Source organism: Methylotenera versatilis 7 (genome assembly GCF_000799165.1).
In the GTDB taxonomy this organism is placed as follows: Bacteria; Pseudomonadota; Gammaproteobacteria; order Burkholderiales; family Methylophilaceae; genus Methylotenera_A; species Methylotenera_A versatilis_A.
This window is the reverse complement of sequence record NZ_JUGF01000003.1, coordinates 1-15,932: the sequence shown is the minus strand read 5'-3', so window position 1 is coordinate 15,932 and position 15,932 is coordinate 1. Positions and strand designations below refer to the sequence as shown.

Below are 15,932 nucleotides of genomic sequence, written 5' to 3'. Positions count from 1 at the left end.
GTTAATAATGAGTTTACAAGATGTTTTAGTGCCTGATATCGGCAACTTTGATAGCGTGGATGTGATTGAAGTGCTGGTAAAAGCCGGCGATACGATTGCCAAGGATGACTCACTGGTGACAGTGGAATCGGACAAAGCGTCCATGGATATTCCTGCGCCATTTGCTGGCGTAGTAAAAGAAGTTAAATTAAAAGTAGGCGATAAAATCGCTCAAGGTCATTTGATTTTAACTTTAGAAGCCGATTCTGCAGTCGAAAGTAAACCAGCGGCTGCACCTGCAGAGACAAAAGCGGCACCAGCAGAGACAAAAGCGGCACCAGCTGCTCAAACTCCAGCAAGCGCGCCAAAAGAAGCCATTGCCGCAGCGATTCCAGAACCGTCACGCCCTGCGCCAGAACCGCCAAAACAAGTACAACCTGCCCATCAGCCGCTGCCAGTGGGCGAAAGCGTTGTGGTTAACGGTGGTAAAACATCACACGCCAGCCCATCTGTGCGTAAATTCGCGCGCGAATTAGGTGTTAACTTAGCGTTTGTTAAGGGTAGCGCAGCAAAAAATCGCATCACGCAAGCCGATGTACAAGCATTTGTAAAAGGTGAATTGGCCAAACCACGTACAGAAAACATGGGCGCTGGCTTGGGCAGCCTTGCTACATTGCCAATGCCAGTGATTGATTTCAGCCAGTTTGGCAATATTGAAACCAAACCGCTATCGCGTATTAAAAAGATATCCGGTGCGAATCTACATAGAAACTGGGTAACTGCACCGCATGTTACCCAGTTTGACCAAGCGGACATCACAGATTTAGAAGACTTTAGAAAGTCCATGCAAGCAGATGCTGAAAAACGCGGCGTCAAGCTCACCATGCTGGCATTTTTGATTAAAGCTTCGGTGAATGCATTAAAAGCTTACCCTAATTTTAATTCGTCGCTTTCACCAGATGGCGACAGTTTGATTTTAAAAAATTACTACAATATTGGTTTTGCTTGCGACACACCTGATGGTTTAGTGGTGCCGGTAGTGAAAGATGTGCAGCAAAAAGATGTGCTGGATATCGCGCGCGACTTAGGTGAGTTATCCACCAAAGCACGCGAACGTAAATTAAAGGTAGAAGAAATGCAAGGCGGTTGCTTTACTATTTCTAGCCTTGGCGGTATTGGTGGCACTATGTTTACGCCAATCATCAACTGCCCAGAAGTAGCGATTCTAGGCGTTTCACGCTCATCTATGCAGCCCATTTACAATGAAAAAACCAAGGCTTTCGAACCGCGCCTGATCTTACCAATGTCACTTTCCTACGACCATCGCGTGGTCGACGGTGCAGATGGCGCACGCTTTACCAGCCATATGCGCATGATGTTATCTGATGTGCGCCGCCTGTTACTCTAAATTCAATAAGCATAAAAATAGTAATGAGCTGAATGCAGGAGTCTCTGCTCAGCTCATTAAAGATTTAAAAGTCAAAGGCATAGTTCTCAAAAACTGCTTTCTGAAAAAATTTAACCATTTTTAGTTGTTAAGTCATGCAGTCGGGTCTTTTTCTACTTTAGATTCGCCACACCCCATCGCAACATTCTAATACGTGTTTTCCGCATCTCCGGCTACATTCGCCATTCAATCTATTACAGTTGTAATTAACCCCTGTTTGAAAGCTTAAAAGCCACGCTTTAATGATAAAATTACTGCAATTTTTAAGCGATAACAAAGGGTAAGCATGAGTAACTTAGTGGATGTATTAGTCCCCGATATTGGCAACTTTGATAGTGTTGATGTGATTGAAGTGTTAGTAAAAGTAGGTGATGTGATTGCCAAAGAGGATTCATTAATCACTGTTGAGTCGGATAAAGCATCGATGGACATCCCATCGTCATCAGCTGGAACAGTGAAAGAAATAAAAGTCAAAGTGGGCGATAAAATAGCTAAAGGTTCAGCGATTTTGGTCATTGAAGCTGAAGTTGCTACAAGTACACCAACAGCTAAACCAGAGGCTCCTGCTGCTGTCGCACCTAGTACCACTGCTCACGCAGTTACGACAGACTCTAAACCAATTATTACAACTAACAACAATAGCGACATCCAAACACAAGTAGTGGTATTAGGTTCTGGCCCTGGCGGTTATACCGCTGCTTTTCGCGCCGCAGATCTTGGCCTAAAAGTGGTGTTAATCGAACGTTACTCCACCTTGGGCGGCGTTTGTTTAAATGTGGGTTGTATACCATCCAAAGCTTTGCTGCATACCGCGAAAGTCATCACGGAAACTGAAGAAACTGCACACCATGGCGTTAGCTTTAGCGCGCCTAATATTGATTTAGATGCACTGCGCAATTGGAAAAGCAACGATGTCGTCGCCAAGCTCACAGGCGGCCTTGCACAAATGGCAAAACAACGTGGCGTTACTGTCGTTATTGGCGTTGGCGCTTTTACCAGCGCAAACCAAATCGCGGTCACGGATAACGATGGAAAAATCACTATGGTAGGCTTTGAAAATGCCATTATCGCGGCAGGTTCACAAGCGACTAAATTCCCAGGTGCACCAGATGATGAACGCATTATGGATTCTACCGGTGCATTGGCTTTGGCTGATATTCCGAAACGCATGCTGGTCATTGGCGGCGGTATCATCGGCTTGGAAATGGGTACGGTTTACGACGCACTCGGTACAAAAGTAAGTGTCGTCGAATTTATGGATGGCTTGGTACAAGGCTGCGATCGCGATTTAGTACGCCCACTGCAAAAGCGTATGGAAAAACGCTTTGAATCCATCATGCTTTCAACCAAAGTAGCAAAAATGGAGGCCAAAAAAGATGGTATTCATGTGAGTTTTGAGGGCCAAGGAGTTGATGAAGGGCAAGCACCAAAAGAACCACAAATATATGACCGCGTTTTAGTCTCAATCGGCCGTCGCCCAAATGGAAAAAACATTGGTGCGGAATTAGCCGGCGTTGCTGTAGATGAGCGCGGCTTTATCGCCGTAGACAAACAAATGCGCACAAATGTACCGCATATCTTTGCCATCGGCGATATTGTGGGCCAACCGATGTTAGCGCACAAAGCCACGCATGAAGGCAAGGTCGCCGCTGAAGTGATTGCTGGTCATAAAGTAGAGTTTCAAGCTGCTTGCATTCCATCTGTCGCTTACACAGATCCTGAAATCGCTTGGGCTGGCGTAACGGAAATCGAAGCAAAAGCAAAGGGTATTGAGTACGAAAAGGCCAGCTTCCCTTGGGCTGCCAGTGGTCGCGCCATATCGATTGCACGTACAGAAGGCGCAACTAAACTGATTTTTGACAAAACCACACATCGTTTAATTGGAGCAGGTGTTGTGGGCGTGAACGCAGGTGAGTTGTTAGCGGAAGCCGTTTTGGCCATTGAAATGGGTGCCGATGCGCATGATTTAGGCTTAACCATTCACGCTCATCCAACCTTATCAGAAACCATTTGCTTCGCAGCAGAAGTAAAAGAAGGCACGATAACCGATTTGTATATCAAGAAAAGGTAAGCTGCCAACGTTAACTCTGGCTATTCAGAGTAAGAGAAATTTCCTCTGTATTATTTAGTTAACTCTAGCAATACAGAGGAAATGCAATATCCGTCACCAGCTTAGACTACATTAGAACCTGTCTTATTAAATAACGCTTAAGGGCAAGCAGTCACTCTAAGCTCACTCCCGACAAATTCCGGGCTGATTCGTTGTAATTCCAATGCTGCTTCTGGTGTAACCGCTTTAATCAACAGGCTGGAGATATTTTTGCCTGGGCTACGCAATGCTTTAGTCGCACCTTTTACGCCCTTGGCCAGTAAATCGTTTAATAAATTGGTGGCCAACTTTTCATCTTGAAACAATCCAAAAGAAATCGCATGACGCCACTGTGAATCTTGCACAATAAATATCTCGCCTACTCCCAATGCCTTAATCTCATCCGCTTTTTCTTGTGCAAGTTTTGCATTTTTTAAAGGTGGGTAATATACCCAAAAGCGCCTACCTGTTTGAGGCGGTTCAGATTGCTTGGCAATACTACTCAAACCCAATTTAACCAAGGCCACTTGTGCAGATGGCAAGTTGCTAGGCGTAAAGTTACCCCACTCATAGCAACTAAGATCAGGCGGCTCTACCGCAGCAACCACTGGCGATGCTGGTGCTTTTTTAGGCATAGCCTCTAGCGCTTTTTGGTCTAATATCTTGAGTTTCTCCGGATTAATCGCCGGGCGGATTTCATTCGGTTTTGGCGCAATCACATCCAAATTAAAGTAAACCAATAAGCCAGCGTTAGTCAATAGCAACAACCATAACAGCCACTTCATATATATTCTTTCTCTAATATTGCCAACCCTTGCAGCACAAGGTTTTCTACAATCATAACCTGCTTTTTATTTGCTTTTAAATACGGTACCAATGCATCTGCAATTGTAGAGGCATCGCCGCCGCTCATTATTATCTTGGCTGGCAAATCACGGTGTTCCTGCAGTTGCTGCAACACCATGATAATCGCGCCAATTGCTGCATTTAAGCAACCCGTCTGAATGGCATTTTTTGTATTGATAGGAAAAGCGCTATAACGACCCTCCCCCACATTTAACTGCGCCGTGTTGTGCGTTAATGCCGTTTGCATCAAACGTAAGCCAGGCATGATGGTGCCACCTAAAAACAAACCTGTATTTTCTTGTTCACTTTTTATCAAGCAATCAATCGTAATCGCCGTACCGGCATTCACAACCAAAGTCGCCTGTTGATTCATATGCCAAACAGCAACTAATCCCGCCCAGCGATCAGCACCGAGTTTTTCGGCTTGCTCATATTGATTAACTACATCACAAGCCCGTTGTTTCGCCACAACGAAATACGTATTTAGTGGCACAACCAATTGTGCGATTTGCTGCGCGATTGACTCACCAGCCACGTTTGCAACTATCACTTTGCTGGCTTTTTGCGCGGCTCGCGGCAATGTCGATGTATTTAAATCAGCGTTCATGCAAGCTTCTGTCGCTTGTAATTCGCCTGCGCTATCGACCAACGCCCATTTGGTGCGTGTGTTACCGCTATCAATCACCAACAACATGACGCACACCTTGCATATTGACACCTCTTAACGAAATCTCGCCTGCTGAAAAACGCTGTAATCCTAATGGCGTGTCCACCAACAAAATACCGTCATCCGCCACATTTTTTACCACACCCAATACTTCCGTACCATTCGGCAGCAACATGCGAACAGCTTGACGATGATAAGCATGATAACTGAGCCATTCATCACGCAAGCCAACAAAACTCAGCTGTTCAAAATTGCTTAATACACTGACCAAATGCTTTAATAATGTGCCTAGCAAGAAATTCTGATTAATTGGCTGATTATTGTTTTTGTTCAAAGCAGCTGTTTTATTCAAGTCGGTTGTTGGCTGGTCAATACTCTCAAGCACTGTTTTTGGCAGATTTAAATTGATGCCAATACCAATCACCGCGGTGCTTGGTCCATCTAAATCGCCTTGCAGTTCGATTAAAATACCGGCCAGTTTTTTGCCCTGCCGATTTTCATCTAAAACCAATACATCATTTGGCCATTTTAACTGTGCTTGGTTAACACCAAGGCTGGCTAAAGTACGCATTAACGCCACACCAACTGCCAAACTTAATCCAGACAAAGCCGCCGCACCGCATTGAAAACGCCACGCCAACGAAAAAGTTAAACTCGCGCCTAATTGCGAAACCCAAGTACGGCCACGCCGGCCTTTGCCATTGGTTTGAATATGCGCAGCCACACAAGTCGCGTGTGGCACATTTTTTTGCTGCATCAAATAGGTATTGGTAGAAGCAACTTCATCTAAAATGATTAAGTTAATCCACTCACGCTGCTCACCAACCGCACTTAACACCAGATTTTTATCTAAAAAATCAATCGCTTGCGGTAGTTTATAGCCACGTCCGCGCACTGAAAAAATGGTAATCCCTAATGCTTCTGCATGTTTAATCGCACTCCAAATCGTTGCACGCGTCACTTTAAATTGCTGGGCAAGTGCTTCACCAGAATGGAATTGGCCGTCAGCCAGCAGTTGCAAAATCGGGAAAGTTAATTTGTTCATATTGATTGAATTTTATAAGCCAAATTTTATCACAGCGCATGCCCTCTGCTTTAGTAAATCAAAGCAGCCCATAATCCAATCCAAGCGTGTAAAATATCGCCATTATTAGCTTATAAAAAAACGATACAAAAAAAACATCTATGTCTGCAGAAAAAACACCCATACCAGCCGCTTCCAACTTTATTCGTGCCATTGTTGAGCACGATTTAGCCGATAACAAATATGCCACCAAAAAATGGGCAGGTAGCCCAGGCGACGCGACTCATCAAGCAGCAGGCCAACCAGACCCTGCAAAAATCCGCACACGTTTTCCGCCCGAACCAAACGGCTACCTGCATATTGGCCATGCAAAAAGTATTTTTCTGAATTTCGGTTTAGCACGCGACTACGCCGGCGTTTGCCATCTGCGTTTTGACGATACCAATCCAGAAAAAGAAAGCCAGGAGTATGTGGATAGTATTTCTGATGCCGTGCAGTGGCTAGGCTTTAGCTGGGAGAATAGCAAAGAGAGTAATCTGTATTTTGCCAGCAATTATTTCGATTTTATGTATCGCGCAGCAGAAAGCCTGATTGAAAATGGTCACGCCTATGTGGATAGCCAAAGCGCGGATGAAATGCGTGCAAATCGCGGCACATTAACAGAAGCTGGTGTAGATTCACCTTGGCGCAACCGTTCTGTGGCAGAAAACCTGCAATTATTCCGCGAAATGCGCGATGGGAAACATGCAGATGGCAGCTTGATTTTGCGTGCCAAAATCGATATGGCATCACCCAATATTAACCTACGTGATCCAGCCATTTATCGCGTCCGTCGTGCACATCACCACAATACCGGCGACACATGGTGCATTTACCCTATGTACACGTTTGCACACCCGATTGAGGACGCATTAGAACAAATTACGCACTCAATTTGTACTTTAGAATTTGAAGATCAACGACCGTTTTATGATTGGTTATTAGAGCGTTTGGCTGAGGCTGGGTTATTAGCGCATCCATTACCAAAACAATATGAATTTTCGCGTCTTAACTTAACTTATGTGGTGCTATCAAAACGTAAGTTAATCGATTTAGTAGAGCAAAAACACGTTTCAGGCTGGGATGACCCACGCCTACCAACCTTAGCTGGTGCGCGTCGCCGTGGTTATGTGGCAGAAGGCTTTAAATTATTTACTGACCGCATCGGCGTTTCAAAAGCAGACTCCTGGATTGAATACACCATTTTAGAAGACTGCATGCGTGAAGTACTTAACGATTCTGCAGAACGCAGAATCGCGGTGTTAGATCCAATTAAGTTAGTGATTGATAACTACCCTGCCAATCAAGTAGAAGATTGTTTTGCACCAAATCACCCATTAAAACCAGAACTAGGTAAGCGTGTAGTGCCATTAACCCGCGAATTATGGATAGAAGCGGAAGATTTTATGGAAACGCCAAGCAAAGGTTTTTTCAGATTGACCCCAGATGGCATGGTGCGCCTGCGTTATGGTTATGTAGTAAAGTGTACAGGCTTTGAAAAAGATGCAGCTGGCAATGTCACAGTCGTGCATTGTGATTACTTGCCAGATACCAAATCCGGCACGCCGGGCTCAGACAGCGTAAAAGTAAAAGGTAATATCCACTGGGTGAGCGCGCAACATGCTTACGCGACAGAAATCCGTTTATACGATAGATTATTTAAAGAGGCGTATCCAGGCTCAGGCGACAAAGACTATTTGAGTGATTTGAATCCAGACTCTGTAAAAGTGATTACCGCACAACTGGAACCAAGCCTAAAAGACGCAAAAGCGGAAGATAGATTCCAATTTGAGCGCCACGGCTACTTTGTTGCAGATAAAAAAGACAGCACGGCAAACAAGCCAGTGTTTAACCGCACAGTCACTTTGCGGGATGCTTGGCAGAAATAATTGAGCTGTTTTTATGATTAAGTCTGTCGAGTTAAGTAAAGCGTACCGCCTACTCAATCACGGACCAACTGTGCTGATTTCTTCACGACATGCAGGAAAGCATAACGTGATGGCGGCAGCATGGAATATGCCATTGGATTTTGAACCACCGAAAATCGCGATAGTCGTTGATAAAAATACTTATACCCGTGAGCTGATAGAAGCCTCAGGCAGTTTTGCCATCAATGTACCATGTCGCGCACAGGCAGAAGTGGTGGTAAAAGTAGGCTCGAGCAACGGGCGAGAGCTTTTGAAAAAAGAGGCAAACAATAAATTTCTGGCTTTTGATTTGCCGACTTTTGCTGCTTCTAAGATTGAAGCACCGTTACTGGAAAGTTGCATTGCTTGGCTGGAATGTAAAGTAATCGCTGAGCCACATATTCAAGACACTTATGATTTATTTCTGGCTGAAGTAGTCGCTGCTCAAGCAGACAGTCGCGTGTTCTCAGATGGTCACTGGCATTTCGAAGAACATGATGAGTTACGTACTATCCACCATATTGCCGGCGGCAGCTTTATGGCAATTGGTGAAGCGTTCAAAATATAAGTAACTCGCAATTTCAATATAAGGTTTGAAAATGAAAAAGAACCGTCAGCACAAATCTAAAAAACGCCTCTCTAAAAAAATCGGCATGCCGCCAGGTTCACTGATATATGTGGGTGACTTAGATACTAAAGTGGCTGATATGCCACAACCAACGGTGACAATGGTGGCTTATGCCCCGAATGATGTAAGCGAGAAAGTATTAAGCACCGAAGAGCTTGCCGCATTCAATATGAGTGACTACACCAAAGCAGGTAAAAAAGTTTGGCTGAATATTCATGGCGTGCACGATGCGGCATTGATTAAACAAATTGGCGATTTATTCCATCTGCATCCATTGGTGCAAGAGGATATTCTGAATACCCAACAGCGCCCTAAAATTGATGAGTTTGATACTTATGTCTTTTTAGAGGCGCGTAGTTTTGAATATGATAAAGACAACATGTCGGTGCATTCTGAACAGATCAGTTTTGTTTTGGGACGTGATTATCTGTTAACTTTTCAAGAACGCTCCACTGGTATTTTTGAGCCTGTTCGGGCACGCATCCGCGCCACGCATGCGCATATTTGTGAGCTGGGCGTCGATTATCTTGCTTATGCGCTGTTAGATAATGTAGTAGATAGATACTTTAGCGTTCTGGAAGATGTAGGCGACGCCAGTGAGGCACTGGAAGACCGATTGCTTGCCAGCCCGACCAATGCCGAATTACATGTGATTCATCAGCTTAAACATGTGAGTATTGAACTAAGACGTGCCGTATGGCCATTGCGCGAGGTGATTAACAACCTGACGCGAAATGAAAGTAATTTTTTTAAACCGACGACGTTGCCGTATTTACGTGACATATATGACCATACCGTGAATTTTATCGAATCGCTGGAATCGATTCGCGATTCTTTAAGCGGCATGATGGACATTTACATGGCAAGTGTGAGCCAGCGTGTGAACCTGGAAGTACGTGCCCTAACTGTAGTCGCCATGTTATTCATGCCAGCCACGTTAATTGCGGGTATTTTTGGGATGAATTTTGACAGCATGCCATGGCTAAAAGAAGCCGACGGCTTTTGGTGGGCAATCGGCTTAATGTCTACTATTGCGTTAATTATGGTGATGATTTTCTGGCGCAGGCAATGGCTAAGTAGCAAAACATAAACCAGTCTTAGGCATCTTGCGATAAGTCTTTAATCAAATCAGAATATTTCGTGCGCACTTTCTCCTTTTTAGGTGCAGCAACTGCCAAGCAATAAGGTTGACTTGGATTCTTTTCAAAATAATACTGGTGATAATCTTCCGCAGGATAAAACGTATCTGCACCGCTAATTTGTGTAACGATTGGCGCGCTGAAAATATGAGCAGCGTTAAGGTCAGATATTTTCTTAATTACCGCATCACGCTGCGCAGTGTTTTGACAGAACACCGCAGAACGATATTGCGTGCCGACATCGTTGCCTTGGCGGTTTAGCGTGGTTGGATCATGCGACATAAAGAACACTTCCAACAAAGTCTCAAAACTCACTTGGTCGGCATCGAAATTAATCTGTATGCCTTCAGCATGCCCGGTATCGCCATTGCAAATCTCTTTATAGCTTGGATTAAGTGTATGACCACCGATATAGCCAGAAACGACTTTACTAACGCCTTTTAGCTGGCTAAAAACGGGTTCTGTGCACCAAAAACAGCCGCCTGCGAAAACTGCAATTTGTTGATTGCTCATGATACTCACCTTTAAATTTTTATTTAAAAATTGACCTTAATTAGTCGTTAATAGCCTTACAATGGTTAGTCAACATTTCACTCAAAACATTACATTACCCCTAAAATTTAGCTATGTCTTTAAATGCTTTATACGTCGATTTTAACTCGTACTTCGCTTCAGTTGAGCAGCAATTGGTTCCAGAATTGCGTGGCAAACCGATTGGCGTGCTGGCCGTGTTGGCAGAAACGACTTGCTGCATTGCCGCTAGTTACGAAGCCAAAGCATTTGGCGTTAGAACAGGCACAAGCGTGCGTGAAGCGCGCAAACTTTGTCCAACCATAAGGTTTGTAGAAGCAAGGCCACCGCTGTACGTAGAGTATCACCACAAACTAATAGAAATTGTAGAATCCTGTACGCATGTAGAAAAAGTGTTATCCATCGATGAAATGGTGTGCAAGTTAACCGGCTCACAACAAGTAAAAGAAAATGCGCTTCAATTAGCCGCTAAAATTAAGCGTGCAATCAACAAACAATTTGAATATATTCACTGCTCTATTGGTATTGCGCCGAATACTTTTCTTGCCAAACTTGCATCCAACATGCAAAAACCCAACGGCTGCGTCGTCATTGAGCAACAGGATATTCCTGAAAAACTTTATAGCCTGAAACCCAGGCACCTCACTGGTATTGGCAAACGCATGGAAGAGCGCCTTAATCATTTTGGCTTAACCACCATGCAAGCCCTGTATGCCGCGAATAAACAGCAATTACGCGCCGCTTGGGGAAGCGTAGAAGGCGATCGCATGTATGATAAATTGCGTGGCATCGAAGTCACACGCCTCAACAATGAGAGAAAAAGCCTGGGGCACTCTCACGTACTTCCGCCAGAATTACGCACTCAGCGTGGCGCCTTGTCCGTTTTGCACAGATTGCTACAAAAGGCGTGTGTACGTTTGCGTAGCTACGATTTACACACGTCTAAGATACATGTGCGCGTAAAGTTTACTAATCACCCCACTTGGGTTATTGAAGCGAACTGTTCGCCCACTGATAACACATTAAGCATTACCCATACTTTTGAAACACTTTGGGAAAGTTATCCCACCAAGAAGGTAGTTCCGCAGGCAGTTGGCATTTCATTTTCAGGTTTTATTAATAAACAAGAATATATCGTTGATTTGTTTGAAACTGAAGTAGTAGAAACCAACAGGAAATTAAGTACCGCGTTAGATAAATTGAATAGCAAATACGGGAAAAATACGATTTACTTAGGTGGTGCGCATAATGCGCTATATGCATCGCAGGTAAAAATAGCGTTTAACTATGTACCCGATTTAATCGTCGAGAATTAACGCTTATTCGCACCGACTCAATGACTCAGTTTCTTTTCCGCGCGATAAATCATCACGCACTTTACTAAAACTTAAGGTATTGCTAGTCGCACCTCGCGACAAATCATCTCTCTTCTGACTAAAAGCTAAATCATTACTGATGTAACTACGAGTCAAATCATCGCGATTTTTACTAAATTGCAAAGGGTGTGTATCTAGTCCACGACTTAGGTCATCATTTTTTTTACTAATCGTCAACGTGGCGGTGTCTTTACCGCGTGTCAGATCATCACGCTGCCTACTCAATTTTAAATCATCGACCTTATTAGCAAATGACAGATCATCGCGTTTATTACTACGCGTTAATGGCTCATCTGACACACCGCGTGTTAAGTTCACTGGCAAACAATGCTTATTGCACATCGCATTATCACCACTACTCACATCAGTAGTTTGAGCAACCACAGGCAGGCAGCTCAGCAACACGTAACTTAAAATCAATACTTTCATCGATTTTCTCCTCATATCACCATCTAACTATATCGCGATATTGATATAAGACACAATGTCTTTGGTTAACTTAGCTAATACAAAATAAAAAACCTCCTTAAGGGAGGTTTTTTATTTTGTATTACTTTCAGCCCAATCAACCGCCACCCCGGAATGCGCCGCCCCAAACGAATAAACCCTCACGAGGAGGGTTTATCGTCAATCATCTCAGGATGATTTAGTGTAAATAGCTTGGCAGTGACCTACTTTCGCATGCAAAAAGCATACTATCATTGGCGCTGGTTCGTTTCACGGCCCTGTTCGAGATGGGAAGGGGTGGGTCCAAACCGCTATGGCCGCCAAGCATAACTGGTATCTCATGCGTTTATTGGTTTTCACCCAAACACACAAGCGATTATGCTGTGTTGCCGTCTCATTTTCATGAGGCGTCTGTAACAAATTGGAAGAAGTAAAGTTTTAATGGTATTGATTACATTATCTTGCTTTAGAACAAACCGTTAATCTTGGATACATTCAAGTATTAAGGTTATAGGATCAAGCCTCACGAGCAATTAGTAACGGTCAGCTTAATGCATTACTGCACTTCCACATCCGTCCTATCAACGTCCTGGTCTCGAACGACTCTTTAGGGGGGTTAAACCCCCGGGAAATCTCATCTCAAGGCGAGTTTCACGCTTAGATGCTTTCAGCGTTTATCTCTTCCGCACTTAGCTACCCAGCTATACCATTGGCATGATAACTGGTCCACCAGCGGTGCGTCCACTCCGGTCCTCTCGTACTAGGAGCAGGTCCCTTCAAATTTCCAGCGCCCACGGCAGATAGGGACCAAACTGTCTCACGACGTTTTAAACCCAGCTCACGTACCACTTTAAATGGCGAACAGCCATACCCTTGGGACCGGCTACAGCCCCAGGATGTGATGAGCCGACATCGAGGTGCCAAACTCCCCCGTCGATATGAACTCTTGGGAGGAATCAGCCTGTTATCCCCAGAGTACCTTTTATCCGTTGAGCGATGGCCCTTCCATACAGAACCACCGGATCACTATGACCTGCTTTCGCACCTGCTCGACCTGTCCGTCTCGCAGTCAAGCAACCTTATGCCATTGCACTATCAGTACGATTTCCGACCGTACCTAGGTTACCTTCGCACTCCTCCGTTACTCTTTGGGAGGAGACCGCCCCAGTCAAACTGCCCACCATACACGGTCCCCAGTCCAGATTATGGACCTAGGTTAGAACCTCAACAACATCAGGGTGGTATTTCAAGGTTGACTCCACGAAATCTAGCGACTCCGCTTCAACGTCTCCCACCTATCCTACACAAATCTTGTCAAAGTCCAATGTAAAGCTACAGTAAAGGTTCATGGGGTCTTTCCGTCTAGCCGCGGGTAGATTGCATCTTCACAAACATTTCAACTTCGCTGAGTCCCGAGAGGAGACAGTGTGGCCATCGTTACGCCATTCGTGCGGGTCGGAACTTACCCGACAAGGAATTTCGCTACCTTAGGACCGTTATAGTTACGGCCGCCGTTTACTGGGACTTCAATCAAGAGCTTGCACCCCATCATTTAATCTTCCAGCACCGGGCAGGCGTCACACCCTATACGTCCACTTTCGTGTTTGCAGAGTGCTGTGTTTTTATTAAACAGTCGCAGCCACCTTTTCACTGCAACCCCATCACGCTTCAAGAGCAAGTCTCTACACGTTACCGGGGCGCACCTTCTCCCGAAGTTACGGTGCTAATTTGCCGAGTTCCTTCTCCCGGGTTCTCTCAAGCGCCTTAGAATTCTCATCCTACCCACCTGTGTCGGTTTGCGGTACGGTCTTATACAACTGAAGCTTAGTGGCTTTTCTTGGAAGCATGGTATCAATCACTTCGTCTACAAGTAGACTCGTTATCACGCCTCGGCATTGATTCTCCGGATTTGCCTAAAGAATCTGCCTACACGCTTGAACCGGGACATCCAACACCCGGCTGACCTAACCTTCTCCGTCCCCACATCGCATTGTATAGAGGTACAGGAATATTAACCTGTTTCCCATCAGCTACGCATCTCTGCCTCACCTTAGGGGCCGACTCACCCTACGCCGATGAACGTTGCGTAGGAAACCTTGGGTTTTCGGCGAGGGAGCTTTTCACTCCCTTTATCGCTACTCATGTCAGCATTCGCACTTCTGATACCTCCAGCATTCCTCACAGAACACCTTCGCAGGCCTACAGAACGCTCTCCTACCATGCACCTAATAAATTAGGGCATCCGAAGCTTCGGTTACGTGCTTAGCCCCGTTACATCTTCCGCGCAGGACGACTCGACCAGTGAGCTATTACGCTTTCTTTAAATGATGGCTGCTTCTAAGCCAACATCCTGGCTGTCTATGCCTTCCCACTTCGTTTTCCACTTAGCACGTCATTTGGGACCTTAGCTGTCGGTCTGGGTTGTTTCCCTCTTGACCACGGACGTTAGCACCCATGGTCTGTCTCCCGTAATTGCATTTCTCAGTATTCGGAGTTTGCAATGAGTTGGTAAGTTCTTATGAACCCCCTAGTCATAACAGTGCTCTACCCCCGAGAATGATATACGAGGCACTACCTAAATAGTTTTCGGAGAGAACCAGCTATTTCCAAGTTTGTTTAGCCTTTCACCCCTATCCACAGCTCATCCCCAAATTTTTCAACATTTGTGGGTTCGGACCTCCAGTACCTGTTACGGCACCTTCATCCTGGCCATGGATAGATCACTTGGTTTCGGGTCTACACCCAGCAACTAGACGCCCTATTCGGACTCGCTTTCGCTACGCCTCCCCTATCGGTTAAGCTTGCTACTGAATGTAAGTCGCTGACCCATTATACAAAAGGTACGCAGTCACGGAACAAGTCCGCTCCCACTGTTTGTATGCATACGGTTTCAGGATCTATTTCACTCCCCTCCCGGGGTTCTTTTCGCCTTTCCCTCACGGTACTGGTTCACTATCGGTCGATTACGAGTATTTAGCCTTGGAGGATGGTCCCCCCATGTTCAGACAAGGTTTCTCGTGCCCCGCCCTACTTGTCGTTACCCTAGTTCCACACACGGGATTTCGTATAAGGGCTATCACCCTCTATGGCCGGACTTTCCATTCCGTTCTACTATCGCATATGCTAAAAATAACAGGCTGTTCCATGTTCGCTCGCCACTACTTACGGAATCTCGGTTGATTTCTTTTCCTCGAGCTACTTAGATGTTTCAGTTCACTCGGTTCGCCACCATCTCCCTATATATTCAGGAGCGGTTACCCTTGCGGGTGGGTTTCCCCATTCGGACATTTCCGGATCAAAGCTTATTTGCCAGCTCCCCGAAACTTTACGCAGGCTATCACGTCCTTCATCGCCTGTAATCGCCAAGGCATCCACCATATGCACTTATTCACTTGATCCTATAACGTTAACACCTGAACCCTTTTTAAATCCAGATATCATCATGCATGAGAACATGCGTTATAGTTTTTTCTAAAGCTACTTCGTTAATGCTGCAAGGTTGTACAACATTAACTGGTTTTTTGTTTCATTTATTTCTTGGTTATTTCATGTTGTAACCGATATTACTATCAATTACGACACTATCTAACTGGAACTAAACGAAGCAAAATATTTCGATTTTGCAATCAATTACTACCCATTTGAATACACACATATCATCACAATAATGTGCATTCACTTTACTTCTTCCATTTTGTTAAAGATCAGTCTAGTTAAAAACTAGAAGTAAACACTCATTGTTAAATGCTTGCTTCTAATTTCTTAGCTTACTTACAACATCAAAATTGTTTGGTGGAGGATAACGGGATCGAA

Annotated in this window: 11 protein-coding genes and 2 rRNA genes; 6 read left to right on the top strand and 7 right to left on the bottom strand. The window is 44.8% G+C overall.

Translation table 11 applies throughout. The annotated features are described in order from the left end of the window. Nucleotides 1–7 precede the first annotated feature (7 nt). Both aceF and lpdA read left to right on the top strand, forming a co-directional pair. The gene (gene aceF, locus K370_RS11300; RefSeq protein WP_047542019.1) at nt 8–1,387 is read left to right on the top strand and encodes a dihydrolipoyllysine-residue acetyltransferase; all 1,380 of its coding nucleotides are present in this window, start codon (nt 8–10) and stop codon (nt 1,385–1,387) included. A 325-nt stretch (nt 1,388–1,712) separates the two neighbouring features. Then, nucleotides 1,713–3,497 (top strand): dihydrolipoyl dehydrogenase, encoded by a 1,785-nt coding sequence (gene lpdA, locus K370_RS11295; protein WP_047542018.1) that lies wholly within the window; start codon nt 1,713–1,715, stop codon nt 3,495–3,497. A gap of 137 nt (nt 3,498–3,634) precedes the next feature. On the opposite strand, the gene K370_RS11290 is transcribed toward lpdA, so the two are convergent. From K370_RS11290 to K370_RS11280, 3 genes are read right to left on the bottom strand one after another with little or no spacing between them, the layout of a single operon-like run. Then, a complete protein-coding gene (locus K370_RS11290) occupies nt 3,635–4,300 on the bottom strand; it encodes a hypothetical protein (protein ID WP_047542016.1) in 666 nt (221 codons plus the stop codon). Continuing rightward, nucleotides 4,297–5,055: a type III pantothenate kinase gene (locus K370_RS11285; RefSeq protein WP_047542014.1), complete on the bottom strand. Its 759-nt coding sequence runs from the start codon at nt 5,053–5,055 to the stop codon at nt 4,297–4,299. The genes K370_RS11290 and K370_RS11285 overlap by 4 nt, the downstream gene beginning before the upstream one ends. Beyond that, nucleotides 5,039–6,073 carry a biotin--[acetyl-CoA-carboxylase] ligase gene (locus tag K370_RS11280; protein WP_047542012.1) on the bottom strand — a complete coding sequence of 345 codons (1,035 nt, stop codon included), beginning with the start codon at nt 6,071–6,073 and terminating at the stop codon, nt 5,039–5,041. Before K370_RS11280 ends, K370_RS11285 begins: the two co-directional genes overlap by 17 nt. Before the next feature lie 140 nt (nt 6,074–6,213). Here K370_RS11280 and K370_RS11275 point away from each other — a divergent pair, with 140 nt between their 5' ends. Genes K370_RS11275 through corA form a run of 3 tightly spaced genes read left to right on the top strand, consistent with a single transcriptional unit; the run spans nt 6,214 to nt 9,716 of the window. Further along, nucleotides 6,214–7,980: a glutamine--tRNA ligase/YqeY domain fusion protein gene (locus K370_RS11275; RefSeq protein ID WP_047542010.1), complete on the top strand. Its 1,767-nt coding sequence runs from the start codon at nt 6,214–6,216 to the stop codon at nt 7,978–7,980. Nucleotides 7,981–7,993: 13 nt separating this feature from the next. After that, nucleotides 7,994–8,566 carry a flavin reductase family protein gene (locus K370_RS11270; protein WP_047542008.1) on the top strand — a complete coding sequence of 191 codons (573 nt, stop codon included), beginning with the start codon at nt 7,994–7,996 and terminating at the stop codon, nt 8,564–8,566. 31 nt (nt 8,567–8,597) lie between these two features. Next, nucleotides 8,598–9,716, top strand: coding sequence for a magnesium/cobalt transporter CorA (gene corA, locus K370_RS11265; protein ID WP_047542006.1), 1,119 nt, complete (start codon nt 8,598–8,600; stop codon nt 9,714–9,716). Between the two features lie 7 nt (nt 9,717–9,723). Here corA and msrA read toward each other — a convergent pair whose 3' ends face one another. Next, on the bottom strand, nt 9,724–10,278 hold the full coding sequence (msrA, locus tag K370_RS11260; protein ID WP_047542004.1) for a peptide-methionine (S)-S-oxide reductase MsrA: 555 nt from the start codon (nt 10,276–10,278) through the stop codon (nt 9,724–9,726). A 113-nt stretch (nt 10,279–10,391) separates the two neighbouring features. Between msrA and K370_RS11255 the strand changes: the two genes are divergently transcribed. Further along, the gene (locus tag K370_RS11255; RefSeq protein ID WP_047542002.1) at nt 10,392–11,612 is read left to right on the top strand and encodes a DNA polymerase Y family protein; all 1,221 of its coding nucleotides are present in this window, start codon (nt 10,392–10,394) and stop codon (nt 11,610–11,612) included. 3 nt (nt 11,613–11,615) lie between these two features. On the opposite strand, the gene K370_RS11250 is transcribed toward K370_RS11255, so the two are convergent. From K370_RS11250 to K370_RS11240, 3 genes are all read right to left on the bottom strand, one after another. Continuing rightward, on the bottom strand, nt 11,616–12,101 hold the full coding sequence (locus K370_RS11250; protein ID WP_047542000.1) for a hypothetical protein: 486 nt from the start codon (nt 12,099–12,101) through the stop codon (nt 11,616–11,618). A gap of 229 nt (nt 12,102–12,330) precedes the next feature. Further along, a 5S ribosomal RNA gene (rrf, locus tag K370_RS11245) occupies nt 12,331–12,444 on the bottom strand. 187 nt (nt 12,445–12,631) lie between these two features. Further along, nucleotides 12,632–15,517, bottom strand: a 23S ribosomal RNA gene (locus tag K370_RS11240). Nucleotides 15,518–15,932: the final 415 nt, after the last annotated feature.